Genomic DNA, 26,422 nt, shown 5'->3' with positions numbered 1-26,422 from the left:
TGGTGGTTGAGGAAGCTGTGCATTCCCACGACGAACGGGGCGAAACAGAATCGACATGGTAAAGATGCGGCGACATCGATGGTGGCTGGCGCTGGCGGCGCTGGCCGTGCTGGCGCTCGCCGCCTTCCTGTTCATGGGGCGCCCCGCCCTGGAGCCGCAGACGGCGCCACCCCGCTTCGACGCCACCCTGGTCGCGCGCGGGGCAAACCTGTCCCGGCTCGGCATGTGCGCGGCCTGCCACACGGTCGATCCAGCGCGCCCCTTCGCCGGCGGCCTGGCGCTGAAGACCCCCTTCGGCACCGTCTACAGCACCAACATCACGCCGGACGCGCAGACCGGCATCGGCGCCTGGAGCGAAGCCGCCTTTACACGCGCGATGCGCGAGGGCGTCGCACGCGACGGCCGCCTGCTCTACCCTGCCTTCCCCTACAACCACTACACCAAGCTGGCGCAGGACGACGTGCGCGCGCTATACGCCTACTTCATGACGCGGCCCGCGCTGGCCGCCCCGGCGCGCGAGAACCGGATGCACTTCCCCTTCAATTTCCGTCCGCTGGTGGCGTTCTGGAACCTGCTCTACCTCGACGAATCGCCCTGGCAGGGGGACCCGCAGCAGTCGCCACAATGGAACCGCGGCGCCTACGTCGCCAACACCCTCGCCCACTGCACGGCATGCCACACGCCGCGCACGGCGCTGGGCGGCCCGGACCTGAAGCGCCAGCTCGACGGCGGCGACGCCGAGGATTGGTACGCGCCGGCGCTGAATGCGAACTCGCCCTCGCCCCTGCCATGGACGCGCGAACACCTCGCCGCCTACCTGCGCACCGGCATCGCACCCGAGCACGCGGTGGCGGGCGGCCCGATGCAGGACGTGGTGGTCAACCTGGCCCAGGCCGACGCGCGCGACGTCGAAGCCATCGCCACCTACATCCACAGCTTCCTGAAGCAAGCCCCGGCCCGCACTACGCCGGCCCGGCAAGCAGGCAGCCTGCCCGCGCCCGCCGAGAACGATCCCGACCTGGCCCGTATGCGCCTCGGCTACGATACTTATATGCAGGCCTGCGCCAGCTGCCATGACCTTGGCCGCGGCGCGAGTTCCGGCGCCGCCCTGCAGCTGCACAAGGCGGTGGCCCTGTATGATCCGGACCCGCGCAGCTTGGTCCACATCATCCGCGACGGCATCGAACCACCAGAGGGCGAAACCGGCCGCTGGATGCCCGGCTTCGCCACCGTGCTGAACGACGCCCAGCTGACCGCACTGGCGGCCTACCTGCGGCGCTACGGCGCGAGGGGCCAGCCGTGGGAGCGGCTCGACGACGCGGTCAAGAAAGCGAGGGAACAGTGAGCAAATTCCAGCTGCAGGTCAACGGCAAGGCGCAAACGGTCGACGTCGACGCCGACACGCCCCTGCTCTACGTGCTGCGCAACGACCTGAAACTCAACGGCGCCAAGTTCGGCTGCGGCCTGGGGCAGTGCGGCGCCTGCACCGTCATGCTCGACAAGCAGGCCGTGATGTCTTGCCTGGTGCCGGTCTCGATGGTCGGCGCGCGCGCGGTGCGTACGGCGGAATCGGGCGGCACGCGCTGGGTGCCCGCCTCGGTGCTGCAGCAGGCTTTTGTCGACGAGCAGGCCGCGCAGTGCGGCTACTGTATCGCCGGCATGATCATGCGCGCCACCGCCCTGTTCGAGCAGGTGGCTTCGCCCACCGACACCCAGATCCGCAGCTGGATGCAGCCGAACCTGTGCCGCTGCGGCACCCACATGCGCATCCTGCGCGCGGTGCGCCGCGCCGCCGATGTGCTGGCGGCCCAGCCGATCCGGAACTACTGATGACTGCACCGCCAGATCCGCGCCCCGGCCGGCGCCGCTTCCTCGCCGCCGGCGGCGCCCTGACGCTCTCCTTCGTCCTGCCGCTGCCGGCCAGCGCGGCGCTGCCGGGCAGCCTGGAAGACGAACCCTGGCTCGACGCCTGGATTCGCGTCGGCGCCGACAACCGCGTCACGATCTTCACCGGCAAGGTGGAACTGGGCCAGGGCATCAAGACCGCGCTGCTGCAGGTAGCCGCGCACGAACTGCAGATCGATCCCGGGCGCATGATCCTGATTACGGCCGATACCGAGCGCACGCCGGACGAAGGCTACACCGCCGGCAGCCACTCGATGCAGGACAGCGCCACCGCCATCCGGCATGCCGCCGCCCAGGTGCGCGCCCTGCTGCACGAGAAAGCGGCGGCGCATCTCAAGGTGCCGGCGGCGCATCTGGCGCAGGACAACAGCGTGTTCCGCGCACCGGACGGGCGCCGGGTCAGCTTCAGCGACCTGGTGGCCGGCAGCGACCAGCATGTGCGCGCGACCGACACCCTGCCGCCGCGCATGCCGAACGCGCGGCGCTGGATCGGCGCCACCATGGAGCGGGTCGATATCCCCAACAAGCTCAAGGGTTACCTCGCCTACATCCAGGACATTCGCATGCCGGCGATGGTGCATGGCCGCGTGGTGCGTCCGCCCGCACCCGGCGCGCGCCTGCTCGGCGTCGACACGTCGCTAGTCGCGCGCATGACCGGCGTGCTGGAAGTGGTGCAGGACGGCCGCTTCCTGGCCGTGATCGCCGACGAGGAATACCGCGCCGTCAAAGCGGCGAAAGCGCTGGCGCAGGCGGCGCGCTGGGAAGTTCCGGCCAGCCTGCCGGCCGGGCGCGACGTCGCCGCGCTGGTGCGCAGCCTGCCGTCGGCGCCGCAGGAAGTGCTGGCGCGCGGCACGCCAGGAGCCAGCGGTAGAACGCTGCGCGCCACTTACACCCGCCCCTACCAGCTGCACGCCTCGATCGGTCCCTCGTGCGCGATCGCACTGCGCGAAGGCAGCCGCTACACCGTGTGGACGCATGCGCAGGGCGTCTTCCCATTGCGCAAAGCCCTGGCCGAGATGCTGGGCATCTCCGAGTCCGCACTGCGCTGCATCCACGCCGAAGGTTCCGGCTGCTATGGCCACAATGGCGCCGACGACGCCGCGGCCGACGCGGCGCTGCTGGCGCGGGTCTTCCCCGACGTGCCGGTGCGGGTGCAGTGGATGCGCGAGGACGAACATGGCTGGGAACCCTTCGGCCCGGCGATGGTGGCCGATGTCGCCGCCACCCTCGGCGCCGACGGCAGGATCGCTGACTGGCAGTACGAGGTCTGGAGCCAGGCCCATTCGACCCGTCCCGGTAAGGCCGGCAACCTGCTGCCGGCCACCCTGCTGGCGCGGCCCTTCGCACCGCCCGCACCAAAAGCGATCCCGCAGCCGGACGGCGGCGGCGACCGCAACGCCATCCCCTATTACGCGCTGCCGAACGTGCGCGTGACCCATCGGTACCAAGGCGCCGGTCCCTTGCGCACCTCGGCGCTGCGCTCGCTCGGCGCCTACTGCAACGTGTTCGCGATCGAAAGCTTCATGGACGAACTGGCGCGCGCGGCCAATACCGACCCGGTGGCCTTCCGCCTGCGCCACCTGGAGGATGCGCGCGCGATCGACGTCGTCAAGCTGGCGGCGGCAAAGTTCGCCTGGAACGGCTACAGGAAGACCGCCCGGCGCGGGCGCGGCTTCGCCTTTGCGCGCTACAAGAACTCGGCCGCCTACTGCGCGGTGGCGCTGGAAGTCGAGGTGGCGCTCGACACCGGCTTCGTGCGCATCCTGCGCGCCGACGCCGCGGTCGATTGCGGCGAGGTGGTGAGCCCGGACGGGGTGCGCAACCAGATCGAGGGCGGCATCATCCAGTCGGCCAGCTGGACCCTGCTGGAGCAGGTCCGCTTCGATGCGAGAGGCGTGACGAGCCTGGACTGGGGCGGCTACCCGATCCTGCGCTTCAACGGCGTGCCGGACAAGGTCGCGGTGCACCTGGTCGATCGCCCAGGCCAGCCCTTCCTCGGCACCGGCGAAGCGTCTCAGGGTCCCGCCGCGGCGGCGCTGGCGAATGCGGTGGCGGATGCCATTGGTACGCGCGTGCGCGATCTGCCAATGAACCGGGAGCGCATGCGCCAGCTGGCGACCTGAAAGCGCGTCAAGCCTGGCGGGTTTCCTTCAACTCGGGGCTCTCTTCGACCGCCGGCGTGGCGGCGCGCAGGCTGACGCGCAGGCTGGCCTCGCGGTCGATCAGGAAGGCGACCAGCAGCACCAGGCCGGTGAAGGTCGTGCTCAGGTTGCGCAGTTCGCCGGTGGCGCAGAAGGCCAGGAACAGCGGTAGGTTGACCAGCGCGCAGACCGCCAGGTGACGGCGCACCACGCGCGGCGCCAGCGGCCAGGCGCGCCACAGCACGATCCCCAGCACCGCCACGGTGCCGATGAAGGCGCGCGACGGACCCACCAGGCCATAGGTGGTCTCGAGCCGGAAATAGGCATTGCCCGACAAATAGGCCTGGATGTTCGAGAGCAGGTGGAACTCGAGCGCACCGCCGAAAGCCTCCAGGTAGGCCGCCTTCAGGGCCACGTTCATCAGGCCCGCGAACAGCACCAGGGTGCCCACCGCCAGCCAGGCGTTGCGGCGCGACTGGTGCCGGCGCAGCAGCGGGTACAGGCCGGGCAGCACGAAGAAGAAGGTCTCCTTGTTTAGCGTTGCCACCAGCACCAGCGCCGCCAGCGCCACCAGCCGCCCGCGCAGGGCCAAGAGAAAAGCCAGGCTGGCGAACAGCAGTTCCACGGTGTCGTAGAAGTAGCCGCCGACCGTCTGCAGGTAGGGGAAGGCCAGCGCGAACGCGGTCGGCGCCAGCACCGCCGCCAGTGGCGAAACGTTGAAGTGCAGGAGAATCCGGCGCAGCACGAACAGGCTGCCCAGCAGCGAGAAGAAGCTGGTGTACCAGACGATCGCGTAGCGGAAGCGCGCACTGTCCGTGGCGCCCGGATGGCTCTTGGCAAAGACCTCGTCCGGGCGGAAGCGCTTGGCCACCCGTTCCTTGATGCGCTCGGAGGCGACGGCGTCGAGCCGGCGCGCCAGGTCCGGCACCAGCTGGCGGTAGACGAAGGGCTTGTGCGCTTCCATCTCGAGCATGGCCGCCACCCCGAAGCGCGGATCGCCGTCACGCAGTCCCCATTTGCCGGCAAAACCCGAGAAGGCAGCCGCGGCCACGATCCAGAAAAAGGCGAACAGCAGGAAGCCGGCGGCCAGGCGCGACATGGCCCCCTGACTGGCGGGAGCGGTGACTGGAACGAGATGGACGGTATCGGATGACATGCTGGTCTGACGTTATCGAAGCCGGGCCCCGGCGTCAATATGCCGGGGGCGGCAGGCGCGGGATTGTATCGCTACAGCCTCACTTCGTCACCTCCCCTGCCCCGGGAAGAATGACAATAAGTGCTCAATCAGTTTGCCGAGCGCTTACTAACAGCTGGACTTCCGAAAAAGGCCGTCATTTGCGCTGTCATGCACAAGTTGACTCATCTGATTTACCGAGTGGTTCGCACTGCAAGCCATTTGACGCAAACTATCTGTCAAAGCAGCTTGCTATTCAAGACGGTATATGACCCCAGCCGGGAGTTTCGGTGTTGAAGGCGCCGCTACCGCCTTCAGTTCACCGCCTTCCAGAACATATACGCCGCCAGCGCATACAGGATCACCGCAAACACCTTCTGCAGCTGCCGCACCGGCATCTTGTGCGCCGTGCGCGCCCCCACCGGCGCCATGCTCACGCTGGCCAGCACGATGATCGCCAGCGCCGGCAGGTAGATGAAGCCCAGCGAATACTGCGGCAGCCCGGGTTCTCCCCAGCCGAAATAGATGTTCGAGATGGTGCCCGAGAGCGCGATCGGGAAGCCCAGCGCGGCGCTGGTGGCGACCGCATTGTGGATGCGGATGCCGCACCAGGTCATGAAGGGCACCGAGACGAAACCGCCGCCCGCGCCGACGATCCCCGACAGCGTGCCGATGAAGCCTCCGGCCGCGAACATGCCCGGCGCCCTTGGGAGCTCGCGGGCCGCGGCGGGCTTCTTCCCGATCAGCATCTGGGTCGCCGAGAACGCGACGAACACGCCGAAGAAGGCAGCCAGCACGGTGGAATCCATCTGCTTGCCGATCCACGGTCCGATCCAGGAACCCACCAGGATGCCCGGCGCCAGCAGCTTCACCACGGGCCACAGCACCGCGCCGTGCTTGTGGTGCGCGCGCACCGAGGAGAGGGACGTGAACAGGATGGTGGCGAGCGAGGTCGCGATCGCCATGTGGATGGTCAGCTCGGGCGCGAAGCCGCGCGCGGTGAAGATCATGGTGATGAAGGGAACCAGCACCATGCCGCCGCCGATGCCGAGCAGGCCCGCCGCGAAGCCGCCGAAGGTGCCCATCGCGAGCAGGGCGAGGATCAGGCCGAGGTCCATCAGCGCTTCTCCCGCAGCAAAGCGACGATCGCATGCCACTGCCCCGCCGTCACCGGCGACACCGACAGCCGGCTGCCCTTCTGCAGCAGCACCATGTCTTCCAGCGCGGGGATGCCACGCATCTCGGTGAGCGGCAGGTAGCGCCCCGCTTCCACGGCGCGGACGTCGACCGAGATCCAGCGCGGATTTTCCTGCGTCGCCTTCGGGTCGTGGTAGGGAGAGGACGCATCGAACTGGGTCGCATCCGGATACGGGCTGCTGGCCACTTCGGCGATGCCGGCCACGCCGGGCACCGCGCAGCTGGAGTGATAGAACAGGATGCCGTCGCCGACCGACATGGCGTCGCGCATGAAGTTGCGCGCCTGGTAGTTACGCACGCCGAACCACGCCACCGTCTTCTGCGGCGCCGCCAGCACGTCGTCGAAACTGACTTCGTCCGGCTCCGATTTCATCAACCAATAGCGCATCGCGCCTCCAGCAAATGGCACGCCCGCTCCAACCGGACGCACAAAGAAAAAGCGGCTGCGTACCAAGGTGCGCAACCGCTCGTAGATGTAGCCCCGCCTGTGTCGTTATTGCCGGCATCCCGAACCAAAAGGCTCAAGGTGGTCGCAGTCAGCTCAATTTCGGGTTCGTCAGACTAGTGACGCTCGCGCCCACCAAGCATGTCCCACAACCTATGCGAAAGAATGGTTCAAGGAATATATGACAAATCTCGAACACCGCAGGGTAGAGCGCAGTTTACTCGCTTGGCCGAGCATGTCAACCGAATCCGGATTCAATCCCGCTATTCAGGACAGATTTTCCTGCGGCGCCAGCGCCTGGTCCAGGACGGAGTGCATGGCTTCCAGCTTCTGCTTCACTTCCAGGATCGACATGTCGGACAGCGGCCCCTGGGGCGACTTGACCGACAGGAATTCCGCCGCCACGCTGAGCGCCGCCATGACCGCGATGCGGTCGGTGCCCTTGACCTTGCCAGAGTCGCGCAGCGCGCACATCTTGCCGTCCAGGTAGCTGACCGCTTCGCGCAGGGTACGCTCTTCGCCTTCGCGGCAGGCCAGGCGGTAGGTCTGGCCCATGATGGTGCAATCGAGATGGATCATTGGGTGGCCTCGTTCGCCTCGTCGGCGCCGCCTTCAAGCTCCCCCTCGTGCGCCGGGGCGTCCGGTGCGGGGAACTGCTCGAGCAATGCCTCGACGCGTTGCTGGGCCTGGGCGAGCCGCTCCTTGAACGCGAGATTCTCGGCGCTCAGCAGGCTGTTGGCCTGGCGCAGCAGGTAGTTCTCGGCGCGCAGCGACTGGGTCAGCTGGGCGAGCCGGTCGATTTTGTCGGAGAGGTCTTGAAATTCGGAAATCATTCGACACTATAGGACTGAGTTCGTTTTTCCGTCAACCGAATCGCGCGTCCATGAGAGGGAAGACGGGCGCCCGGGCCGTGGCCGTGGCAAGAATTGCCATCCGTGCGGCCCCTGCCCGCCGTTCCGGTGTACCCTGCCCGGCTGTCGTTGCGGATGCCGCGAGCGAGAGTGTACAACCCTCCTATTGGATTGTGTTTTCGCAAAAAAGTCGGTTCGCTCACCCACATTCCCGCTTGAAATGGGGACTTATGATCCCTATAATCACGTTGCGTTAGCACTCATCAACCGAGAGTGCTAACAACTGTTTCCAAGGCCGACGCCTCCGGCGGCGGCGCACAATAGCTAGTCAAACCACTGAAAAATAAGGAGTTTTGCATGAACCTTCGTCCTCTGCACGATCGCGTAATCGTGAAGCGTCTCGACCAGGAGACCAAGACTGCATCCGGCCTGATCATCCCAGATGCGGCCGCCGAGAAGCCGGACCAGGGCGAAATCCTCGCCGTCGGCAACGGCAAGGTGCAGGACAACGGCCAGGTTCGTCCGCTGGAAGTGAAGGTCGGTGACCGCGTCCTGTTCGGCAAGTACTCGGGCCAGGCCGTCAAGGTCGATGGCCAGGAACTGCTGGTGATGCGCGAAGAAGACATCATGGCCGTCGTGGCCCAGTAATCCTCTTCGTATAGAACATCCACGAATTTCATTCGGAGAAATAACAAATGGCAGCTAAAGAAGTAGTGTTCGGCGACGCAGCGCGCGCCAAGATGGTCGAAGGCGTCAACATCCTCGCCAACGCAGTCAAAGTCACCCTGGGCCCGAAAGGCCGCAACGTGGTGCTGGAGCGCTCGTTCGGCGCCCCGACCGTCACCAAGGACGGCGTCTCGGTCGCGAAAGAGATCGAACTGAAAGACAAGCTCATGAACATGGGCGCGCAAATGGTGAAGGAAGTCGCTTCGAAGACCAGCGACAACGCCGGTGATGGCACCACCACCGCGACCGTGCTGGCACAAGCCATCGTCCGCGAAGGCATGAAGTTCGTCGCCGCCGGCATGAACCCGATGGACCTAAAGCGCGGCATCGACAAGGCCGTCGCAGCGACCGTCGAAGAACTGAAGAAGATCGCCAAGCCGACCACCACCTCGAAAGAGATCGCCCAGGTCGGCGCCATCTCGGCCAACTCGGAAACCTCGATCGGCGAGCGCATCGCTGAAGCGATGGAAAAAGTGGGCAAGGAAGGCGTCATCACCGTCGAAGACGGCAAGTCGCTGAACGACGAGCTGGACATCGTGGAAGGCATGCAGTTCGACCGCGGCTACCTGTCGCCGTACTTCATCAACAACCCGGACAAGCAAGTCGCGGTTCACGAGAACCCGTTCATTCTGCTGTGCGACAAGAAGATCTCGAACATCCGTGACCTGCTGCCGGTGCTGGAGCAAGTCGCCAAGGCCGGCCGTCCGCTGGTGATCGTCGCCGAAGACATCGAAGGCGAAGCACTGGCGACCCTGGTGGTCAACAACATCCGTGGCATCCTGAAGACCGTTGCCGTCAAGGCGCCTGGCTTCGGCGACCGCCGCAAGGCCATGCTGGAAGACATCGCCATCCTGACCGGCGGCCAGGTGATCGCCGAAGAAGTCGGCCTGACCCTGGAAAAGGTCACGCTGAACGAACTGGGCCAGGCCAAGCGCGTCGAAGTGGGCAAGGAAAACACCATCATCATCGACGGCGCCGGCGCCGCTGAATCGATCGAAGCACGCGTCAAGATGGTCCGCGTCCAGATCGAAGAAGCGACCTCGGACTACGACCGCGAAAAACTGCAAGAGCGCGTGGCCAAGCTGGCAGGCGGCGTTGCCGTGATCCGCGTCGGTGCAGCTACCGAAGTCGAGATGAAAGAGAAGAAGGCACGCGTGGAAGACGCGCTGCACGCAACCCGCGCTGCCGTCGAAGAAGGCATCGTTCCGGGCGGCGGCGTGGCCCTGCTGCGCGCACGTTCGTCGATCGACATCAAGGGCGACAACCCGGACCAGGACGCAGGTATCAAGATCGTCCTGCGCGCCATGGAAGAGCCGCTGCGCATGATCGTTCAGAACGCCGGCGATGAGCCGTCGGTCGTGGTCGCTGCAGTCATCGCCGGCACCGGCAACTACGGCTACAACGCTGCCAACGGCACCTACGGCGACATGGTCGAAATGGGCGTGCTGGATCCGGCCAAGGTCACCCGCTCGGCACTGCAGAACGCAGCGTCGATCGCCGGCCTGATGCTGACCACCGACTGCATGGTCTCGGAAGTCACCGAAGACAAGCCGGCCGGCGGTATGGGCGGCATGGGTGGTATGGGCGGCATGGGCGGCATGGACGGCATGATGTAATTCGCTCGGTCACGCGCCGGAGCTTTTCCGGCGCTGTCGTGTCCAAAAGCCTGCAAGGTTCGCGCCTTGCAGGCTTTTTTCACTTTTGGAGGATTTTCGAATGGCGACTGTCAACGCCGACGATCTGGAAAACGCGATGCTGCTGGTGAGCGGCCAGGGTGGATTGGCCGAAGCGTGGGTCAGCCTAGAGACTGGCTCAGTGTACGTGCGGAGCGACGACATTCCCGAAGAAGCCGGTCCCCTGCCCGAAGATATCGACGACCCGGCACGCTATGCAAGCGTGCCCGATTCAAACAGCCTGGACCTGGGGCAGGCACTGGTGTTCGCTTTCACCGAGGCCGAGATGCCGGACGAGTATGAGCGCGTCAGGCAGATGTTCCGGCGCCCTGGCGCTTACCGCAATTTCAGCAGGCTGGTCGACGATCGCGACCTGCGCGATCGTTGGCACGACTACCGTAACGAGCGTACCGCGGCCGCACTGCGCGACTGGTGCGAAGAGAACGGCCTGCAGCTGGCGGGCTGACGGCCCTTGCTGTCCGTAGGGTGGTCGTCTTGCCGACCGCGTGTCCAACAGGTGCACAGGCAGCTGTAACGCAAGCCGGATCTGAACGCGTGGTCGGCGGAGCCGACCACCCTACCGGCAAACAGCGGTGGCGGCGCTGGAGAGGCGGCGCACGTCAGCGGGCGAGGCCAAGGCCGCCGCCCCATCGCCGATGCGGGCGTGCAGCAGGGTCGCCATCATCAGGACCGCCGGGTACAGCCAGCCGCCGCCCGGAATGCTCTGGGTCCAGCCGTTGCCGGTGTGCGCAACCAGGGCGCCGGCCAGCAGCGGCAGCAAAGCCAGCGAGGCGACGCGGCCATGGATGCCGAGGATGATCACGGTGCCGCCGGCCAGCTCCAGCAAGGCCACGGGCCAGGCCATCGGCGTCGGCATGCCTTCGAGGGCGAGGAAGCTGCCCAGCGCCGGCATGCTGAAGGCCGCGAGTTTCAGGAAGGCGTGCGACAGCCAGGCGGCGCCGAGCGCGAGGCGCAGCAGGAGGGCGGCGTAAGGCTTGATGCGGTAGTCGTTCATGGTAGTCTCTGGCAAGGGTGGTTGACGAGGTCCCCACTCTATCGGCGCATGCACACGATTAAAATAAGCAGCCATGAAAGCACCCTCTGCAAATCTGCAATCGAAGCTGGGCCTGACGGACCTGGAGACCATCCTGGCCCTGCACCGCGGCCGCACCCTGGCCGGCGCCGCCGAGCGCCTGAAGGTGGATGGGTCGACCGTGTTCCGCGCAATCAGGCGCATCGAAAAGGACATCGGCGAGGTGCTGTTCGACCGCGGCCGCCACGGCTACGCGGCCACGACGCTGGGACGGGCGCTGGCGGCCCATGCCGAACGCATCGAGAAGCAGCTGGAAGAAGCGCGCGAGACCGCCTTCAACCAGGACGCCGAGCCTTCCGGCCTGCTGCGCATCACGCTCACCGAGACCCTGTTCCACACCGTGCTGCTGCCGGTGCTGCCGCGCTTCGCAAGCGCCCATCCGCGCATCGAGCTGGAACTGGTGACCACCAATGCGATCGCCAACCTGGGGCAGCGCGAAGCCGACATCGCGATCCGCGTCACCAACACGCCGCCGGAGCACCTGGTCGGCATCCGGCTCGGCACCATGCGTTCGGCCGTCTGGGGCGGTCGCGATTATCTCGCCGCGCAGCCGGCAGGCCGGCCGGTCGAAGCAATGGACTGGATCGCGCTCGACGACAGCCTGCCGGATCATCCTTCGCACATCTGGCGCCGCACGGCGTTACCGGCGGTGGCGCCGCGCTACAAGGTGGGCAACCTGCTGGCGGTGGCGGGCGCAGTGGTGAACGGCCTGGGCGTGGGCGTGGCGCCGCTGGCGGTCATGCACGCGCATCCGAATGCGGTGATGCTCGACGGGCCGCTGCCGGAACTGGACATCGGGCTGTGGGTGCTGGCGCATCCCGACACCCGCTATCTTGGAAGGATGAAAGCCATGTTCGACTTCCTGCGTGCAGAGATCGCGCTACCGGCATGAGCACGATCGAGCCGACCTTCTTCGCCGATGCCACGGCTTTCCGCACCTGGCTGGAAGCCCATGCGGCGGCTGCCTCCGAGCTGCTGGTCGGTTTCCACAAGGTGGGCAGCGGGCGGCCCTGCATGAGCTGGTCGGAGTCGGTGGACGAGGCGCTGTGCTTCGGCTGGATCGACGGGCGGCGCAAGAGTATCGACGAGAACACCTATTCGATCCGCTTCACGCCAAGGAAGCCCGCCTCGATCTGGAGTGTGGTGAACATCGCCAAGATGGACAAGCTGCGCGCCGAAGGCAAGATGCAGCCCGCTGGAGAGGCAGCCTTCGCCCACCGTTCGGAGGCGAAGTCCGGTATCTATTCGCACGAGCGCAGCGACCTGCCCGAGCTGACGGCGCAGGAGCTGAAGCGCTTCCAGGCAGATAGCGCGGCCTGGGCCTATTTCGAGACCGTCCCGCCGGGCTACCGCAAGACGATGCTGCACTGGATTACCAACGCAAAGAAGGAAGAGACGCGCGCCGGCCGCCTGGCGCAACTGATCCAGGCCTGCGCGGCCGGCACGCGCTTACGCTAGGGCGGCCTCTCCCGCGAGGATACGGGCGAGCACGCCGCCGCGCCGCAGGACGAAGTCACGCAGGCGCTCGGGATAGTCGGCGGCGACGGCGCCGGCCACCGAGGGACGCTCCGCCAGGGCGCGGCGCCAGGCGGTCACCTTGACCAGCGCTTGCGGCACGCAGTGCACGCCGTGCGCATCGAACAGGTCGAGGTAGCGGAACACCGGACCGAAAGCCGCATCGACCAGCGAGAAATCCGCGCCGGCGAAATACGGTCCCTCCCCCACCACCGGTTCAAGCGCGGCGAAGCGTTCGCGCAGCAGGCCGAGCGCCGCCTCGAACGCCGCCTTGTCCTGCGCCGAGTACAGGCCACCGATGGTGCTCAGCACCGAGGACGCGTACTCGATCCAGCCACGGTGGCGGGCGCGCACCAGGTCGTCTTGCGGATGCAGGCGCGGCGCCAGGATGTCGTCGAGGTACTCGCAGATGACGGCGGATTCGAACACCGGCTGCCCGTCCGCCAGCAGCACCGGCGTCTTGCCGAGCGGGGACACTGCCTTGAACCAGGCCGGCTTGTCGGCCAGGTCGATGTCGATCCGCTCGTAAGGGGCGCCCTTTTCCTCGAGGGCGATCACGGCGCGCTGCACGTAGGGGCACAGCGGATGGCTGATCAGCTTCAGGTCCATCACGCCGCCTTCAGGCCTTCCGCCGCCATCGCCGCCTGCACCGCCGGACGCGCCGCCACGCGGGCGCGGAAGCCGTTCAGTGCGGTCCATTTGTCCAGGCTGATGCCCAGATAGCCGGCCCAGTTGGTCACGACGAACAGGTAGGCGTCGGCGATCGAATAGCGCTCGCCCATCAGGTAGTCGTTCCGAGCCAGGTGGCGTTCCAGCACGTCGAAGCGTTGGCCCAGCTGCTCGACGAACAGCGCTTTCGCATCCGCCGGCATCTGCGGCTTGAACAGGGGCGAGAAGGCCTTGTGGATCTCGGAGGTGATGAAGTTCAGCCAGGACTGCAGCTGGTAGCGTTCGAGCGTGCCGCTCGGCGGCGCCAGCTGCGCGCCAGGGACCCTGTCGGCGAGCAGCTGCAGGATGGCCGGGCCTTCGGTCAGCACCAGGCCCGGTTCGATCTCCAGCGCCGGCACATAGCCGTTCGGGCTGATGGCGAGGAAATCCTTGCCTTCGGCGCTGCGTTTGGTGGCAATATCAACTTTATCCATCGTGAAATCGAGGCCGGCCTCCCTCAGGACGATGTGGGAAGCCAGCGAGCACGTGCCCGGTGCGTAATACAGTTTCATGGTGAGCCTCGTAGGTGGTTGCAAGGGTTCCCGCGTCGGGAATGGCCCTACTCTATCTATGCGAAAATGCAATTAAAATAGGCACCCATGAAACTTCCCTATGCAAAAACGCAATCGAAGCTCGACCTCCCCGACCTCGAGCTGATCCTCGCCCTGTACCGCGGCCGCACCCTGGCCGGCGCCGCCGAGCGGCTGCAGGTCGATACCTCGACGGTGTTCCGCTCGATCAAGCGCATCGAGAAGGACCTGGGCGAACTGCTGTTCGAGCGCAGCCGCCAGGGCTATGCGGCGACGGAACTCGGGATCGCGCTGGCCGGCTACGCCGAGCGCATCGAGTCGCAGCTCGAGCAGGCCAGGGAAGCCGCCCTCGACACCGACACCACGCCCTCGGGTACGCTGCGCATCACCACTACCGACTCGGTCATGCACAGCGTGCTGCTGCCGGCGATGCCGAAGTTCACGGAGCGCTACCCGCAGATCGAGCTGGAACTGATCGCCTCCAACGCCCTCGCCAATCTGAGCCACCGCGACGCCGACATCGCGATCCGCGCCACCAAGACGCCGCCCGAGCACCTGGTCGGCGTCAGGCTCGGCCGGCTGGAAGCCGCCGTCTACGCCAGTAAGGCCTACCTGGCCGCGCACCGCCACATCCCTGACTACCGCGACATGGACTGGATCGCCTTGGACGCCACCCTGCCCGACCATCCCTCGCAGCGCTGGCGCCGCCAGCACCATCCGAAGGTCATCCCCCGCTACCGCATGAACAGCGTGCTCTCGGTCGCCGGCGCGGTGATACACGGCATGGGCGTGGGCGTGGTGCCGCTGGCGGTGCTGCGCGATCACCCACTGGTCGAGATCGTGGACGGGCCGATCGCCGAACTCGAGACGGAATTGTGGGCACTGGCCCATCCCGATACCCGTCATCTGCAGCGCATGAAGGTGATGTTCGAGTTCCTGCGCAATGCGCTGGACCTGGGTTAGCGTAGCAGGCACGCGGGGACGCAAGCGCTACTTCGACGCTTGTTTTGGACGATCGCGTTCCTCCCCCCCGCCGCCGCTCGATGGCGCCGGCCTGCGCGCAGGCAGCCCGGCGCAGATGGCTACAGCCGGTTGAAGGTCGATCCGCTCGCCTGGTAGCGGACGACTTTCCTGAAGTTTCCGGCGCCGTAGGACACCTCGAACCAGCCGCCGTTCGGCACCTGCAGCACGCCGTCGCCGTCGTTGCGGGCGCCGTTCGCCAGCGCGAAGGTATTGCGGAACCAGAAGCTGCTGGCGGACTTCTCGCTCACCACGATCCGTTCGCTGTCACCGTTGCTCGAGACCAGGTCCACGGTTGCGGATTCCACCGCCGCGTAATCGAAATTGAGCGGCGCCTTCAGCTCGATGCCGAAACTCCCATAGGTGAGCGAGCTGGGCCGGCTGCTAAAGCCGCTGTTGAATACCTCGATGGTGGTGTCGTCCTGCGCCATATAGGCCAGGCTGGCGTTCCAGGCAGTGTTGAAGGCGATCCAGCCTTCGGTATAGCCGGCGCCGGCATTCGGCGCGAACGGATAGGCCGCTTCCTTGGGCGCGCCGTCGATTACCCCGTGTACCGCCATCAGCTGGCCATTGCCGCCGTTCAGGTAGGTGCTCCAGCCGACTTCCACGCCCTCCACTTCGCGCGGGGCATCGTACGAGAAGTGGCGGCCGTGCGGATTGCGCCCGAAGCCGTTGTCCACCTGGGCCATGGCGATCTGGCGCAGGCGCTGCCGGGTCGCGGCGTCGGGCAGCACCTGCACTGCCGCCAGCGCGGCCGCTGGGAAGCCGAGTACATTACCCGGTTCGTTGAAGTCCGGGATCACCCATTGGGTCGCGCTGTAGCGGCGGAAATCCCACATGTTCGACGAGCGTGCGATGGCGACGGCGGCCCAGTCCTCGATCTTCGCAAGCAGGCCGGCCGGCGCCTGGGCCGGATGCATCTTCTGGAAGAAGGCCAGTCCTTCCATGGTCTTGTGCTCGCTCATGCGCTGGCCCTTGGTTGCCGCCGGATCGTTCCAGTCGAGATTGGAGATCATCCACTGGGCCTGGTTGTACGCGGCGTCGAAGTAGAGCTGGGCGTCGGAGCGGCCCTCGCGCAGCGCCACGGCGTACAGCATCAGGTTCGGCGCCACCGAATGCCCGGGCGGGAACTGGCCCTTGCCGCTGCCCATGACGGTGTACACCGACAGCATGTTGCCGCTCGGCGCAGGAGACAACTCGTACCAGGCCACGTTGCCGGTGCCGGCGTGGCTCCAGTTGTTAAAGGTGTAGTCGCGCACCCGTTCGTAGTCCGCCTGGCTGATCCAGTCTTTCATTTGCGGCCAGGCGTACAGGAAGGCCGCGAGCTCGCCCTTGAGCAGCGGGTGGTTGCCGGTTGCCGTGTTGTTGACCTTCAGTATGCGGTCCACGCCCCAGTGGATCATCTTGACGATGTCGGGCGCGTCCGCGGCCGGCGCGCCGAGGGTCTGGTAAGACGGATTGAATGCGTAGGCGTATTTGCGCGGCATGCGCGTATAGGCGCTCGGGTTCGACATGAACATCTGCACCAGAGTCGATACCTCGAAGGAGAACTGGTGCGAATCGCGCCAGGCTAGCCCAGTGATGCAGGTGTTGCTGACGCTGTTGTAGCAGCGCGACTCGATCATGAAGTCGAGCGCCAGCTGGTAGGAGACCCGCTCAATCCAGTTCGGGCCGATCGCGAACGGATAGGATTCCTTGCCGCCGGCCTGGATCAGGTAGTCGCCACTCTCGGCCGGATCGAAGTCGCTGAAGTCGCCCACCTGCCCGCTGATCGTGCCGGTGTAGACGCTGGCTGCCTGCCCCGACCTGTGGATGGTGAACGGCGTGCCGTCGGCCATCAGCGGCGCCGTGAAGCGCTTGGGCTTGCCGATGTCGTAGCCGCTCAGGTTGACCAGGATGTCGGTGCGCGGAGTGCCGGCTGCCGGCGGCGCGCTGCCCAGGCCCGGACAACCCGACAGGGCGCTGGCGAACAGCTTCAGTTCCTTGACCCGCACGTAGCCGCTGTCGCTCGCCACCAGGCGCATGCGGCTGGTGGTGACCGGGTTGGTGAACAGCATCTGGACGTCGACCGCGGTGTTCCCGCTCATCGATGCCCCGGGAACGTCGACCCAGGCGCTGCCGTTCCAGGATTGCAGCCTGGCGTTGGCCACCGCGCTGCCGCCGCCGTAGCCGGTGTGCAGGTGGGCGCAGATCAAGGTGCTGCTCGCGCCCAGGTCGACCGTCAAGGTGTGCGGCCCGGCCGTATTGGTGCTCAGCCAGCGCGAGCTGTCGTCGATGACGCCGTCCACCGCGTTGGCGGCGACATTGCCGCCGTCGGTGGAGCTGGCGCTGGCGGGCTGGTTCAGCGCCACGTTGGCTGCCTGGGTAGGCTCGAAGCGCACCGCATCGGCGATCGTGTAGCCGCTCGCGTTGGCGTGGATGCGCACGTAGTTGGCGGTGCCCGCTGCCAGCGAATACTGCCCCAGCAGCACCCAGTTGCCGCCGCCGGTCTGCTGGTTGACGGCTTTCGAGGTATCGAGGCCGCCGGCGTGGCGGATCTCGACCGGCGCCGCGCTGGGGCGATTGGCGGCGGCCGGCCAGCGCATGTAGACCAGGTATTCGCCGGCGCTGGGGATGGTCGGCGTCCAGGTGGCGTACTTGCCGCTATCGGCGCCGGCGCTGCCATCGTGCAGGTAATTGGTGCCGTGGTAGCCGGCATCGAAGGTGCTGGCGGTCCAGGCGCCGACGGTGGTGAAACCGGGACCGCCGTTGTCGACGACGATGTCGGCGGCGAAAGCCGGCAACCCCGTCAGGCACAAGCATCCGGACAGTACAACGTGCGCAAAACGTTTCATCTTGCTGTCTCCTGTAGCTGGTATGAGAACGCCCGTGGCCGCACGGCTTCTCCGTCCGGCGGTCCACGGGCGCATGGCGTGTGCCCGACGCTCCCTGGGCAGGTCTACGGCATGGCGGCTCCTTCGATCAGGAACAGGCCGCCGGAGCCCGGGGCGTCCGCCAGTTGGCGGGGGCCGAGCCGCATTCTCGAGGTGGTGACGAACAAGCGCCCGCCGGGGGCGAAGCACAGGCTGCTCACGTGCGGGGCCGGCACCCGGACTTGCTGCAGGAGGGCGCCGTCCGGCGCCAGCTGGACCACGCAGCCTCCGCCCCACATGGCCACCCACAGGCTGTCGTCGGGGGCCGCCGCCAGGCCGTCCGGCTTGCCCGGCAGGCCCAGGAAATCGCTCACGATAAGCGGCTCGGAGAGGCTGCCGGCGTCGACATCCGCACGGTAGGCCAGCAGGGTGCGCGCCAGCGTGTCGATCACGTACAGGGTGGTGCCGTCGCTGCTGAAGGCCATTCCGTTGGGTACGCCCAGTCCGGACGCGACTTCGCGCGGGATGGCCCTGGAGTCGGCGGCGTAGTACAGCTTGCCGTCGCCCGCGAGCAGGCCGCCGTGCATGGCGCCGGCCCACAGGCCGCCGCGCGCATCGACCGCCATGTCGTTCAGGCGCATGCCCGGCGCCAGCGCCGCGCCCGGACCGCGCTCCAGGCTGCCAGTGGCCGGGTCGACGGTGCAGAATCCCTGCGCCGTGTTGGCGGCCAGGCGGCCGTCGGGCAGTGCGGCGAGCGCATACAGGCTCTCGTCCAGCGCCGTGGCACGCCAGACGCCGCCCTCTTCCAGGCGCAGCAGGCGGCGGCCGGGCGGATCTGTCCACACCAGGCGCCCGTCCTGCCACACGGGCGATTCGCCCACGCCCGCCTGTGGGTTGCAGACCAGTGTCGCCTTGCGTCCGAGCCAGGCGCGATCGAAGTAAGGCAGCATGGCGCGCGCGCGGACGCCGACTTCCTCCGCGCCCATGCCCGGCTTGTACAGGTCGCTGCCGATGCCGAAGGCGCCCGCGCCCGCGGCCGCCAGTTCAGCGCCGTTGAGGGCATTCACGCCTCCCACGCCGACCAGCTGCACCTCGCGCGGCAGCACGCTACGCAGGGCCGACAGATCGCCGGCGCGGCCGGCGGACGGGAACATCTTGAGGTGGCGCGCCCCCGCCGCCACGGCGGCGAAGGCTTCGGTGGCGCTCAGGAAGCCCGGCACCGGCACCATGCCGTGCGCCAGCGCGGCTCGGATCACGTCGGGATCGGTGTTGGGCGAGACGCACAGGGTGGCGCCGCAGGCGGCCAGCTCGGCTACCTGTTCCACGGTGACTACGGTGCCGCCGCCCAGCACCATGCGTTCGCCGAAGTGCTCCACCAGCAGGCGGATCGTGTCGAAAGGCTCGGGCGAATTGAGCGGGACTTCCGCCACCCGGATGCCCGCTTCATACAGCGCGTCGACGATCGCCAGCGCTTCGCCGGTCCGGATGCCGCGCAGGATGGCGATCACGGGAAGCTGGGCCAGGGTGTCGTCCAGGTGCTTCGCTGCGGCGGCGTTCATCGCGCACCCTCAAGATGCACGGCGCTGAAGCCGCGCAGGCAGGCTTCGCGCGAATCGACGAAACAGCCCTGCACACCCACCGCCTCGAGCGCCGCCGCATACAGGCGGCATACGGGGCCGCTGCCGATCAGCGGCAGGCGCGCGCCGGCCAGGGCCGGATGGATCGCCAGGGCGTCGGCGATCTCCGCGCCGATCAGGAGGCCGCGCAGGAAGGACGCTGCGTCGGACCTTGCCAGTTGGCCGCGGATCACGCGGGCGCGGGCGCCGAACAGCAGCGTACCGAGGCCGAGCGCGCGTTCGCCGCCCAGGCGCACACCTTCGAAGAAGGCGTCGCCCGCCTGCGCCTCGCCCTCGACGATCGAGGCCAGCAGGCCGCTCGAGGTCAGGCGGTCGAACATCTCGCCCGACATGCTGGTGAAGAAGTCCTGCAGTTGGCCATCCGCGAAACGCACCCATTTGGTATGGGTGCCCGGCAGCGCCACGAAGCCGTTCCAGCCTGGCTCCATCGCGGCGAAGCCGAACAGTTCGATCTCTTCGCCACGCAGGATGTCGGGGCCGCCGTCGTAGGCGCGGGTGCAGGTCATGCCGGGCACGATGCGCAGTGCCACGCCGCCGATGTCAACCGGCACGGTGCCCGCCGCCAGTGCGGCCAGTCCGGCCGGCGCCACGACGTAGGGCGCTTCCTGCCAGCCGATGTTCGATCCCACCATGCCGGCCGCGTACACGGCGCCCTCGCCGGCCACCGCGCGCGGCCAACGCTGGGCCAGTTCGCGCATCAGCGCTTCCATGCCGGCGCGGTCGAGATTCGCCACCCCGGCGGGACGGCTGAATTCGTCGCGCAGCGTCCCGTCCGGGCCGATCAGGTAGGCGCGGAAGTTGGTGCTGCCCCAGTTGATGCCGACGATGCTATCTGCGTGTGACACTGGCGCCTCCGTCAATGGGATAGACGGCGCCGGTGATCCAGGCAGCGCTGTCGGAAACGAGGAAAAGCGCCAGCTCGGCCACTTCGCCAGGGGTGCCGAAGCGCGCCAGCGGGTGGCGCGCCCGGTTGGCTTCCAGCGCCCCGTCCGGACGATCGGCGTAGGAGGCGCGCAGCATCGGCGTGTCGATCGAGGCCGGGGCGATGGCGTTGACGCGGATCCCATCCGGTGCGAACTCGAGCGCCGCGGTCCTGGCCAGGTTCTCGAGCGCGGCCTTGGTGGCGGCATAGGCGGCCAGGGTCGGCGTGGCGAAGCCGGCGTTGATCGAAGACAGCAGCACGATCGCCCCGCCCTCGGCGCACCGCATATGCGGCACGCAGCGCCGCAGCAGGCGCACCGCGCCGATCAAGTTGACGTCGTAGGCGTCGGCCCAGGCGGCGGGATCGAGGTCGAGGCAGCCGCCCTTCGGCTGCGAGGCGGCGGCATGGACCAGGATGTCCGGCATGCCGATGCTGCCGGCCATCGTCTCGACGGCGCGGTCGAGCTGTGCATCGCTGCGCAGGTCGGCCACCAGCGGGCAGGCCACGCCAGGGCTGGTCTCCAGGTCCAGGCCCGCGACCAGCGCCCCGGCCTGGCCCAGGCGCGCGGCGATGGCGGCGCCGATGCCGCTCGCCGCGCCCGTCACCAGGGCGCGCCGGCCCTTCAGGATATCGGTCATGCATTTCCTCCGGTTGGGTGCCGCCGCATCAGAACTTCATGCTGACGCTAGCCTTGAAGATGCGGCCAAATTGCGCATTGGTGCGCAGCGCCTCGACCACGCCGTCGTAGGTGCGCTGGCGGCTGTTGAGCAGGTTGTTGGCTTCGAGGTTGAGCGACACCGACTTGCTGATGTCGTAGCGCAGGGTGGCCGCGACGTCGGTGAAGGAACCGCTGTAGATCCCGGTATTGGCGGCCGACAGGCTCACCAGGTATTCGTCGCGCCAGTTGTAGGCGGTGCGCACGCTCAGCGGGCCGCTTTCGTAGTACAGCACCAGGTTGACGTTGTTCTTCGACAGGCCGGGGAACGGCAGCACGCGTCCTTCGGCGTCGCGGATCGGCGTGGTCGAATCGATGTAGGAATAGGTGGCCATCACGCCGAAGTCCTTCAACAGCGCCGGCGCGAAGTAGAACGGCAGTTGCACCAGCAATTCGGCGCCCTTGACCTTGGCGCCCTGCCCGTTCACCTTGCGGTTGATGAAGTAGTTCACGCCGTTGTACGACTCGGCGCTCTGGCGCTGCACGATGAACGAGGAGATGTTCTTGTTGAACAGGCCGACCGAGGCCAGGGCCTGCTTGCCGAAGTATTTTTCGAAGGAGACGTCGACTTGGTTGGCCTTGAACGGATCGAGGTTGGGCGAACCGCCCGCGCCGGAGCCGACGCCGGTCTGCACGCCGTTCACGAACACCGCGTTGTTCGACAGGGTCACGCCGTTGTTCAGGTCCGCCGTGTTGGGGAAGGCGGCGACCCGGGCCGCACCCAGGCGCACCAGGTTGCCGTCGCCCAGGTCGATGCGCGCCACCGCCGACGGCAGCGCCTGGGTGTCGTCGCGCAGGAAGGTGGTCGGCACGGAAGCGCCCGAGGCGTTCATGATGTTGCCGACCGATTCGAGCTTGCGCTTGACGAAGCGGACCCCGGCATTGCCCGACACGTCGGCGCCGCCGACCTGGGTACCGTAGTTGGCCTTGACATACGCATCGGTGAAGGTTTCGCGCACGTTAAAGGTGCCGGCGCGCGAATTGATGGTCGCAGCTGGATTCGTGCACTGCGGGTCCTGGCTGATCGAAGCGATGCCGGTGAAGGCGGCGCAGCTGCCGAAACTGCCCTTGGCCGCTACCGCATAGTTGGCGGGCAGGCCGCCGATCGCGCCGGAGCTGCCGTACTGGCCGATGAAGCCGCCCATCTGGGTCGCCGGAATGCCGCCGGCCGGCCGGATGTCGGCGCGCAGCGGGTTCTGCAGCGAGTCGAGCTCGTTGTAGCGGGCCCCGAACTCGATGGAGTCGACCAGGTCCCAGCCGGTGGAATGGGTGAAGTCCAGGCGCAGGGCCTTGGTGTCGGTCTCGGCGCGGTACAGGTTGTCGAACAGGATGGTGTGGCGCAGCGAGGCCGGGTTGGCCATGTCGATGCCGCTGATCGCATACTCCCCGAAGTTGCCTTTGGTGAGGTCGAAGTTCACCACCGGCTGGATGCCGCTGAGGGGCTGCAGGCGGAAGTAGAGCTGGTGGAAGCTGGCGCTCGAGGTGCCGTAGGATGCCTCGGCGGTGGCGCGCAGGGAATCGGTGACGGCAAAGCGCGCGCGCACCGCGGTCGACCTGACGTCCGAGTCGACCGCGGCGAACTCGGTGTTCGACAGCACGGCGGTGGTGGCGCGGCCCGACAGCAGGATGTTGTTGGACGAGTAGACCGCGTTGCTCAGGCCATCGGTGGGGTTGAACGAGAGCCAGTAGCGGTCGCGGTCCGATTCCAGCTTCGACATGAAGGTATCGGCGCTGATCTCGAGCCGGTTGCTGGGGCGCCACTGGATGGCCGCGTTCAGGCCGCGCTTCTCGCGCTTCTCGGCGATGTCCTGGGCGCGCACGTCCTGGTTGCCGAAGCGGTTGCGCGCGCTGCCGGTGCTGGTCTCGCTGTAGGCACGGTAGCCAGAGAAGGTGTCCAGGCCCTCCTGCGCCAGTTTGCGGGTGTCGGCCGACACCGACAGCAGCAGACCCAGGGTGTTGTCGTTGAATTTTCCGGACCACATGCCGAACAGCTCGGAACCGGTCTTGCCCGGTAGCTGGTCATAGGTGGCGGCCGCGCGCAGCGCGAACTGCGAGGCCGGTCCGTCCAGCGGCATGCGGGTGCGGATGTCGATGATGCCGCCCAGGCCGCCGGAAATCTGCTCGGCGCCGGCCAGCTTGGTCACGTCCAGGCGCGCGATCAGGTCCGACGGAACCAGCGCCATCACGCCGTAGGTCGAGGTGCCGTTCTGGTCCAGGCCGATGCCGCCGCGGCCGGTGGAGTCGAAGATCTCGCGGCCATTGAACAGAGTGACGTTCTGGCGCAGGCCGCGGATCGACACGCTGGTGCCCTCGGCGATGCCGCGGTCGACCTGCACGCCCGAGACGCGCGACAGCGATTCGGCCACGTTCCGGTCGGGCAGCTTGCCGATGTCGTCGGCCACGATCGAATCGACGATCTGCGAAGCGTTGCGCTTGGCGTTGCGGGCCGATTCCAGGCTGCGGCGGATACCGCTCACGATCACGGTCTCGGCGGGCATGCCGGCGGGCGCCTCCACGGCGGGCGCCGGGGGCGCGGCCACCGGTCCGGTGGCGTCGGGCGCCGTACCGGCCGCTGGCGCCTGCGCTTCCTGCGCGAAGACAGATTGCGAGGCGAGACCGGATGCGGTGAGGGCCGACGACAGCAGCAGGCCGTAGATGGTTGCGTGTTTCATCGATGCTTTCCTTTTATTCGTCGTTTTTCTAGGAGCTGCGCTCATCAGTGTACAGGCGGGACACCCGGCCCCACCCCGCAGCTGCCGCCGGGCGATGCCGTCCGATGTCTCCTCATCGGCTCTTCTTTGGCATCTGCTGTATACCATATAGCAACAAAATTATGAACGCAATCAGTTTTTCAACATCACAATTCGCTTGGCATTCGATATGAAAAAAACTTCTAGGAAAAACATCACAGTCGAGCTATGCTAATACAGCAACACGTCGCCGGTCGCCTCCCTGTCATGCAAGCATCTGGCTTACATAGGGATAAAGAAGGGCGGAAGGCGGTCCGCGGCGTACCCAAGACCGAAACATCGCACCGAAAAATGTTGCTTTTTTGTGTGGTAAGTTCGCTACAATATTTTTTGAAGGGGCCGGCAAGGACCGCCCCGGCTGCATCATCAGGCAATATGCTATAGCAGCAACGACCAAGGAACCCACCCATGACGCAGAACCTCAGCAGCAAAGCACCCGCCCTGGAGGGCGTGCTCCCGATCCTGCCGACCATCTTCACCGAGCGCGGCGAGATCGACGAACCCGGCATGCGGCGCGTGCTGGACTACGTGGTGGACAGCGGCGCGACCGGCATCGTGTTTCCCGGCCTGGCCAGCGAATACGACATGCTGGAGAAGGACGAGCGCCTGCACCTGACGGCCAGGGTCGGCGAGTGGGTGGACGGCCGCACCGACTTCGTGGTGGGCGCCAGCGCACCCAGCACCGCCGATGCCGCCGCCTACGCGCTGGCCGGCGCCCGCGCCGGCGCCTCGGCCGCGATGATCCTGACGCCGCACGCTATGGCGGACGACCTGGCGGCGATGGCCGCCTTCTTCCGCGACGTGCACGCCGAAGCCGGGATCGACATCATGCTGCAGAACGCCCCCGCGCCGATGGGCATCGGCCTGGCGCTCGACCGCGTGGCGGCGCTGGCGCGCGAGGTGCCGGGCATCCGCTACGTCAAGGAAGAGGCCCCGCCCTCGGGCCAGCGCATCACCCGGCTCGGCGAACTGGCCGGCGACGCGCTCGACGCGGTGTTCGGCGGCGCCGGCGCGCGCTACGTGATCGACGAACTGACGCGCGGCGCCCGGGGCACCATGCCGGCCTGCGAGATCACCGAACTGCACGTCGCCATGCACCGCGCCTTCGCGGGCGGCGATGAGGCGCGCGCGCGCGACCTGTTCGAGCGCACCCTGCCGCTCCTGAACATGCAGGCGATCTTCCGCTGGCGCCTGACCAAGGCGGTGCTGCGGCGGCGCGGCTTGATTGCCAGCGCCTACACCCGAGCCAAGGGGCCGGAACTGGACCGCTACGACCGCATCGAGCTGGACGCCCTGCTGGCGCGCCTGGCCGACCTGCTGCCCTTCGCCGCGGAGACGGCGGCATGACGACCGGCGCCGCCGGGCGGCGCGCCGTCCCGCGCCGGGTCGCGAAAGTCGAGACCTTCATCGTCACCCTGCCGCGCGACACGCCCTATCTCGGGCCGCTCGGTCCGGACGAATCGGTCAATCCGCGCGGCTACATCGTCCGCAAGGGCAACGGCACCATCTACCCGACCGTCGACCGCTCGATCGCGGTGCGGGTGACGCTGGACGACGGCAGCGAGGGCTGGGGCGAGACCTACGGCATCTGCGCGCCGCGCGCCACCTGCGAGATCATCAACGACCTGCTGGCGCCGGTGCTGCTCGGACATGACCCTGAAGAGGTCGAGGCCATCTGGGACGAACTGTACGGCCTGATGCGGGTGCGCGGCTGCGGCGGCGGCTTCCACGGCGACGCCCTGGCCGCCCTCGACATCGCCCTGTGGGACCTGCGCGCGCGCGGCCGCGGCCTGCCGCTGGCCGCCCTGCTGTCCAGCGAGGCGCCGCGCCCGGTTCCCGGCTACCTGTCCGGCCTGCCTGCCGCCACGCTGGCCGAGCGCGTCGAGATGGCGCGCGCCTGGCAGCGCCAAGGCATCGATGCCTTCAAGTTCGCCGCCGTGGTCAGCCACGAAGGCATCGCGGAGGAATTCGCGGCCCTGCGCGTGGCGCTCGGCAGCGACGCCGACATCATGGTCGACCTGCACTGGAAGTTCGACGCCGCCAGCGCCCATGCCCTGGCCTCGCGCCTCGCCCCGTACAAGCCGCGCTTCCTGGAGGCGCCGGTCAAGCCGGAGCTGGTGGGCGAACTGGCCGCCGTGTGCCGCAGCTGGCCCGGCCTGATCGCAGCCGGCGAAGAGTGGTACACCGAATACGAGGCGGCGCTGCGGCTGCCGGCGGCCCCGCTGGCCTATGTCCAGCCCGAGATGGGCCACACCGGCATCACCCAGTTCCGCCGCATTGCAGCCCTGGCCGGGCGCTACGGCGCGCTGGTGGCGCCGCATGCGACCATCGGCACCGGGATCTTCCTGGCGGCCAGCCTGCACGTCTCGAGCACGCTGCCGAACCTGTGGAAGCACGAATGGCAGCATTCGGTGTTCGCGCGCAACCTGGCCCTGCTCGATACCGATATGGGCTGCGAACGCGGCGTCTACCGTCTTCCCGGCGGCCCTGGCCTGGGCGTCAAGCCCGGCGCGGCCTTCTGGGAACATGCCCGGCTGGTGGCGTGATGGATGCGCTTTCGGTTAGGCT

At 67.4% G+C, this 26,422-nt stretch carries 24 protein-coding genes and 1 other RNA gene; 11 read left to right on the top strand and 14 right to left on the bottom strand.

Translation table 11 applies throughout. The features are described from left to right. Positions 1-64: 64 nt before the first annotated feature. From GV068_RS20305 to GV068_RS20295, 3 genes are read left to right on the top strand one after another with little or no spacing between them, the layout of a single operon-like run. Positions 65-1,345, top strand: a complete 1,281-nt coding sequence (locus tag GV068_RS20305; protein WP_159702067.1) for a cytochrome c — start codon at positions 65-67, stop codon at positions 1,343-1,345. Then, complete coding sequence (locus GV068_RS20300; protein ID WP_159702064.1) at positions 1,342-1,830, top strand: (2Fe-2S)-binding protein; 489 nt, start codon at positions 1,342-1,344, stop codon at positions 1,828-1,830. The genes GV068_RS20305 and GV068_RS20300 overlap by 4 nt, the downstream gene beginning before the upstream one ends. Then, positions 1,830-4,028, top strand: coding sequence for a molybdopterin cofactor-binding domain-containing protein (locus GV068_RS20295; protein WP_159702061.1), 2,199 nt, complete (start codon positions 1,830-1,832; stop codon positions 4,026-4,028). Before GV068_RS20300 ends, GV068_RS20295 begins: the two co-directional genes overlap by 1 nt. Before the next feature lie 7 nt (positions 4,029-4,035). Here the strand turns inward: GV068_RS20295 and GV068_RS20290 are convergent, their stop codons facing one another. The 6 genes from GV068_RS20290 to GV068_RS20265 form a co-directional block, all read right to left on the bottom strand. Then, the gene (locus tag GV068_RS20290; protein WP_159702058.1) at positions 4,036-5,202 is read right to left on the bottom strand and encodes a hypothetical protein; all 1,167 of its coding nucleotides are present in this window, start codon (positions 5,200-5,202) and stop codon (positions 4,036-4,038) included. Positions 5,203-5,534: 332 nt separating this feature from the next. Then, positions 5,535-6,338: a sulfite exporter TauE/SafE family protein gene (locus tag GV068_RS20285; RefSeq protein ID WP_159702055.1), complete on the bottom strand. Its 804-nt coding sequence runs from the start codon at positions 6,336-6,338 to the stop codon at positions 5,535-5,537. Next, positions 6,338-6,805 (bottom strand): EVE domain-containing protein, encoded by a 468-nt coding sequence (locus GV068_RS20280; RefSeq protein ID WP_159702052.1) that lies wholly within the window; start codon positions 6,803-6,805, stop codon positions 6,338-6,340. Before GV068_RS20280 ends, GV068_RS20285 begins: the two co-directional genes overlap by 1 nt. Positions 6,806-6,891: 86 nt before the next feature. Continuing rightward, positions 6,892-7,072, bottom strand: a non-coding RNA gene (ssrS, locus tag GV068_RS20275) — 6S RNA. A gap of 57 nt (positions 7,073-7,129) precedes the next feature. Beyond that, positions 7,130-7,441, bottom strand: a complete 312-nt coding sequence (locus tag GV068_RS20270; protein WP_159702049.1) for a cell division protein ZapA — start codon at positions 7,439-7,441, stop codon at positions 7,130-7,132. Next, on the bottom strand, positions 7,438-7,695 hold the full coding sequence (locus tag GV068_RS20265) for a hypothetical protein (protein ID WP_159702046.1): 258 nt from the start codon (positions 7,693-7,695) through the stop codon (positions 7,438-7,440). Before GV068_RS20265 ends, GV068_RS20270 begins: the two co-directional genes overlap by 4 nt. 375 nt (positions 7,696-8,070) lie before the next feature. On the opposite strand from GV068_RS20265, the gene groES reads away from it, so the two are divergent. The 3 genes from groES (at position 8,071) to GV068_RS20250 (ending at position 10,578) form a co-directional block, all read left to right on the top strand. Continuing rightward, positions 8,071-8,361, top strand: coding sequence for a co-chaperone GroES (gene groES, locus GV068_RS20260; protein ID WP_159702043.1), 291 nt, complete (start codon positions 8,071-8,073; stop codon positions 8,359-8,361). A 47-nt stretch (positions 8,362-8,408) separates the two neighbouring features. Then, a complete protein-coding gene (groL, locus tag GV068_RS20255; protein ID WP_159702040.1) occupies positions 8,409-10,055 on the top strand; it encodes a chaperonin GroEL in 1,647 nt (548 codons plus the stop codon). 100 nt (positions 10,056-10,155) lie between these two features. Further along, positions 10,156-10,578, top strand: a complete 423-nt coding sequence (locus GV068_RS20250) for a UPF0158 family protein (RefSeq protein ID WP_159702037.1) — start codon at positions 10,156-10,158, stop codon at positions 10,576-10,578. Positions 10,579-10,689: 111 nt separating this feature from the next. Here GV068_RS20250 and GV068_RS20245 read toward each other — a convergent pair whose 3' ends face one another. Beyond that, the gene (locus GV068_RS20245) at positions 10,690-11,127 is read right to left on the bottom strand and encodes a DoxX family membrane protein (protein WP_159702034.1); all 438 of its coding nucleotides are present in this window, start codon (positions 11,125-11,127) and stop codon (positions 10,690-10,692) included. Between the two features lie 73 nt (positions 11,128-11,200). Here GV068_RS20245 and GV068_RS20240 point away from each other — a divergent pair, with 73 nt between their 5' ends. Both GV068_RS20240 and GV068_RS20235 read left to right on the top strand, forming a co-directional pair. After that, positions 11,201-12,097 (top strand): LysR family transcriptional regulator, encoded by an 897-nt coding sequence (locus tag GV068_RS20240; protein ID WP_159702031.1) that lies wholly within the window; start codon positions 11,201-11,203, stop codon positions 12,095-12,097. Beyond that, positions 12,094-12,663: a YdeI family protein gene (locus tag GV068_RS20235; RefSeq protein WP_159702028.1), complete on the top strand. Its 570-nt coding sequence runs from the start codon at positions 12,094-12,096 to the stop codon at positions 12,661-12,663. The genes GV068_RS20240 and GV068_RS20235 overlap by 4 nt, the downstream gene beginning before the upstream one ends. Here GV068_RS20235 and GV068_RS20230 read toward each other — a convergent pair. Then, on the bottom strand, positions 12,655-13,329 hold the full coding sequence (locus GV068_RS20230) for a glutathione S-transferase family protein (protein ID WP_159702025.1): 675 nt from the start codon (positions 13,327-13,329) through the stop codon (positions 12,655-12,657). The genes GV068_RS20235 and GV068_RS20230 overlap by 9 nt on opposite strands. Continuing rightward, positions 13,329-13,940 carry a glutathione transferase GstA gene (gstA, locus tag GV068_RS20225; RefSeq protein ID WP_159702022.1) on the bottom strand — a complete coding sequence of 204 codons (612 nt, stop codon included), beginning with the start codon at positions 13,938-13,940 and terminating at the stop codon, positions 13,329-13,331. Before gstA ends, GV068_RS20230 begins: the two co-directional genes overlap by 1 nt. Before the next feature lie 87 nt (positions 13,941-14,027). On the opposite strand from gstA, the gene GV068_RS20220 reads away from it, so the two are divergent. Continuing rightward, positions 14,028-14,921, top strand: a complete 894-nt coding sequence (locus GV068_RS20220) for a LysR family transcriptional regulator (protein WP_159702019.1) — start codon at positions 14,028-14,030, stop codon at positions 14,919-14,921. Positions 14,922-15,040: 119 nt separating this feature from the next. Here the strand turns inward: GV068_RS20220 and GV068_RS20215 are convergent, their stop codons facing one another. The 5 genes from GV068_RS20215 to GV068_RS20195 form a co-directional block, all read right to left on the bottom strand. Beyond that, positions 15,041-17,812, bottom strand: a complete 2,772-nt coding sequence (locus GV068_RS20215) for a discoidin domain-containing protein (RefSeq protein WP_159702016.1) — start codon at positions 17,810-17,812, stop codon at positions 15,041-15,043. Between the two features lie 104 nt (positions 17,813-17,916). Continuing rightward, the gene (locus GV068_RS20210) at positions 17,917-19,389 is read right to left on the bottom strand and encodes a 2-dehydro-3-deoxy-6-phosphogalactonate aldolase (RefSeq protein WP_159702013.1); all 1,473 of its coding nucleotides are present in this window, start codon (positions 19,387-19,389) and stop codon (positions 17,917-17,919) included. Continuing rightward, positions 19,386-20,312: a 2-dehydro-3-deoxygalactonokinase gene (locus tag GV068_RS20205; protein ID WP_159702010.1), complete on the bottom strand. Its 927-nt coding sequence runs from the start codon at positions 20,310-20,312 to the stop codon at positions 19,386-19,388. The genes GV068_RS20210 and GV068_RS20205 overlap by 4 nt, the downstream gene beginning before the upstream one ends. Then, positions 20,296-21,027: an SDR family NAD(P)-dependent oxidoreductase gene (locus GV068_RS20200; RefSeq protein WP_159702007.1), complete on the bottom strand. Its 732-nt coding sequence runs from the start codon at positions 21,025-21,027 to the stop codon at positions 20,296-20,298. The genes GV068_RS20205 and GV068_RS20200 overlap by 17 nt, the downstream gene beginning before the upstream one ends. Positions 21,028-21,055: 28 nt before the next feature. Beyond that, a complete protein-coding gene (locus tag GV068_RS20195; RefSeq protein ID WP_159702004.1) occupies positions 21,056-23,776 on the bottom strand; it encodes a TonB-dependent receptor in 2,721 nt (906 codons plus the stop codon). Between the two features lie 486 nt (positions 23,777-24,262). Here GV068_RS20195 and GV068_RS20190 point away from each other — a divergent pair, with 486 nt between their 5' ends. Then, positions 24,263-25,201 (top strand): dihydrodipicolinate synthase family protein, encoded by a 939-nt coding sequence (locus GV068_RS20190; protein WP_159702001.1) that lies wholly within the window; start codon positions 24,263-24,265, stop codon positions 25,199-25,201. Then, the gene (locus tag GV068_RS20185) at positions 25,198-26,400 is read left to right on the top strand and encodes a mandelate racemase/muconate lactonizing enzyme family protein (RefSeq protein ID WP_159701998.1); all 1,203 of its coding nucleotides are present in this window, start codon (positions 25,198-25,200) and stop codon (positions 26,398-26,400) included. The genes GV068_RS20190 and GV068_RS20185 overlap by 4 nt, the downstream gene beginning before the upstream one ends. Positions 26,401-26,422 lie beyond the last annotated feature (22 nt).

Source organism: Massilia sp. 9I (assembly GCF_902506415.1).
GTDB lineage: Bacteria > Pseudomonadota > Gammaproteobacteria > Burkholderiales > Burkholderiaceae_D > Telluria.
Note: the sequence above shows the minus strand (reverse complement) of the source record. Positions and strands in the feature narration are given on the sequence as shown.

Excerpts from the sequence above, each read along its gene's own strand:
- GV068_RS20185 (WP_159701998.1), top strand. The coding sequence starts at position 25,198 with ATGACGACCGGCGCCGCCGGGCGGCGCGCCGTCCCGCGCCGGGTCGCG.
- GV068_RS20290 (WP_159702058.1), bottom strand. The coding sequence starts at position 5,202 with ATGTCATCCGATACCGTCCATCTCGTTCCAGTCACCGCTCCCGCCAGT.
- GV068_RS20270 (WP_159702049.1), bottom strand. The coding sequence starts at position 7,441 with ATGATCCATCTCGATTGCACCATCATGGGCCAGACCTACCGCCTGGCC.
- GV068_RS20250 (WP_159702037.1), top strand. The coding sequence starts at position 10,156 with ATGGCGACTGTCAACGCCGACGATCTGGAAAACGCGATGCTGCTGGTG.
- GV068_RS20195 (WP_159702004.1), bottom strand. The coding sequence starts at position 23,776 with ATGAAACACGCAACCATCTACGGCCTGCTGCTGTCGTCGGCCCTCACC.
- GV068_RS20230 (WP_159702025.1), bottom strand. The coding sequence starts at position 13,329 with ATGGACCTGAAGCTGATCAGCCATCCGCTGTGCCCCTACGTGCAGCGC.
- GV068_RS20285 (WP_159702055.1), bottom strand. The coding sequence starts at position 6,338 with ATGGACCTCGGCCTGATCCTCGCCCTGCTCGCGATGGGCACCTTCGGC.
- gstA (WP_159702022.1), bottom strand. The coding sequence starts at position 13,940 with ATGAAACTGTATTACGCACCGGGCACGTGCTCGCTGGCTTCCCACATC.
- GV068_RS20280 (WP_159702052.1), bottom strand. The coding sequence starts at position 6,805 with ATGCGCTATTGGTTGATGAAATCGGAGCCGGACGAAGTCAGTTTCGAC.
- GV068_RS20295 (WP_159702061.1), top strand. The coding sequence starts at position 1,830 with ATGACTGCACCGCCAGATCCGCGCCCCGGCCGGCGCCGCTTCCTCGCC.
- GV068_RS20220 (WP_159702019.1), top strand. The coding sequence starts at position 14,028 with ATGAAACTTCCCTATGCAAAAACGCAATCGAAGCTCGACCTCCCCGAC.
- GV068_RS20215 (WP_159702016.1), bottom strand. The coding sequence starts at position 17,812 with ATGAAACGTTTTGCGCACGTTGTACTGTCCGGATGCTTGTGCCTGACG.
- GV068_RS20265 (WP_159702046.1), bottom strand. The coding sequence starts at position 7,695 with ATGATTTCCGAATTTCAAGACCTCTCCGACAAAATCGACCGGCTCGCC.
- GV068_RS20200 (WP_159702007.1), bottom strand. The coding sequence starts at position 21,027 with ATGACCGATATCCTGAAGGGCCGGCGCGCCCTGGTGACGGGCGCGGCG.
- groL (WP_159702040.1), top strand. The coding sequence starts at position 8,409 with ATGGCAGCTAAAGAAGTAGTGTTCGGCGACGCAGCGCGCGCCAAGATG.
- GV068_RS20240 (WP_159702031.1), top strand. The coding sequence starts at position 11,201 with ATGAAAGCACCCTCTGCAAATCTGCAATCGAAGCTGGGCCTGACGGAC.
- GV068_RS20190 (WP_159702001.1), top strand. The coding sequence starts at position 24,263 with ATGACGCAGAACCTCAGCAGCAAAGCACCCGCCCTGGAGGGCGTGCTC.
- GV068_RS20210 (WP_159702013.1), bottom strand. The coding sequence starts at position 19,389 with ATGAACGCCGCCGCAGCGAAGCACCTGGACGACACCCTGGCCCAGCTT.
- groES (WP_159702043.1), top strand. The coding sequence starts at position 8,071 with ATGAACCTTCGTCCTCTGCACGATCGCGTAATCGTGAAGCGTCTCGAC.
- GV068_RS20235 (WP_159702028.1), top strand. The coding sequence starts at position 12,094 with ATGAGCACGATCGAGCCGACCTTCTTCGCCGATGCCACGGCTTTCCGC.
- GV068_RS20245 (WP_159702034.1), bottom strand. The coding sequence starts at position 11,127 with ATGAACGACTACCGCATCAAGCCTTACGCCGCCCTCCTGCTGCGCCTC.
- GV068_RS20305 (WP_159702067.1), top strand. The coding sequence starts at position 65 with ATGCGGCGACATCGATGGTGGCTGGCGCTGGCGGCGCTGGCCGTGCTG.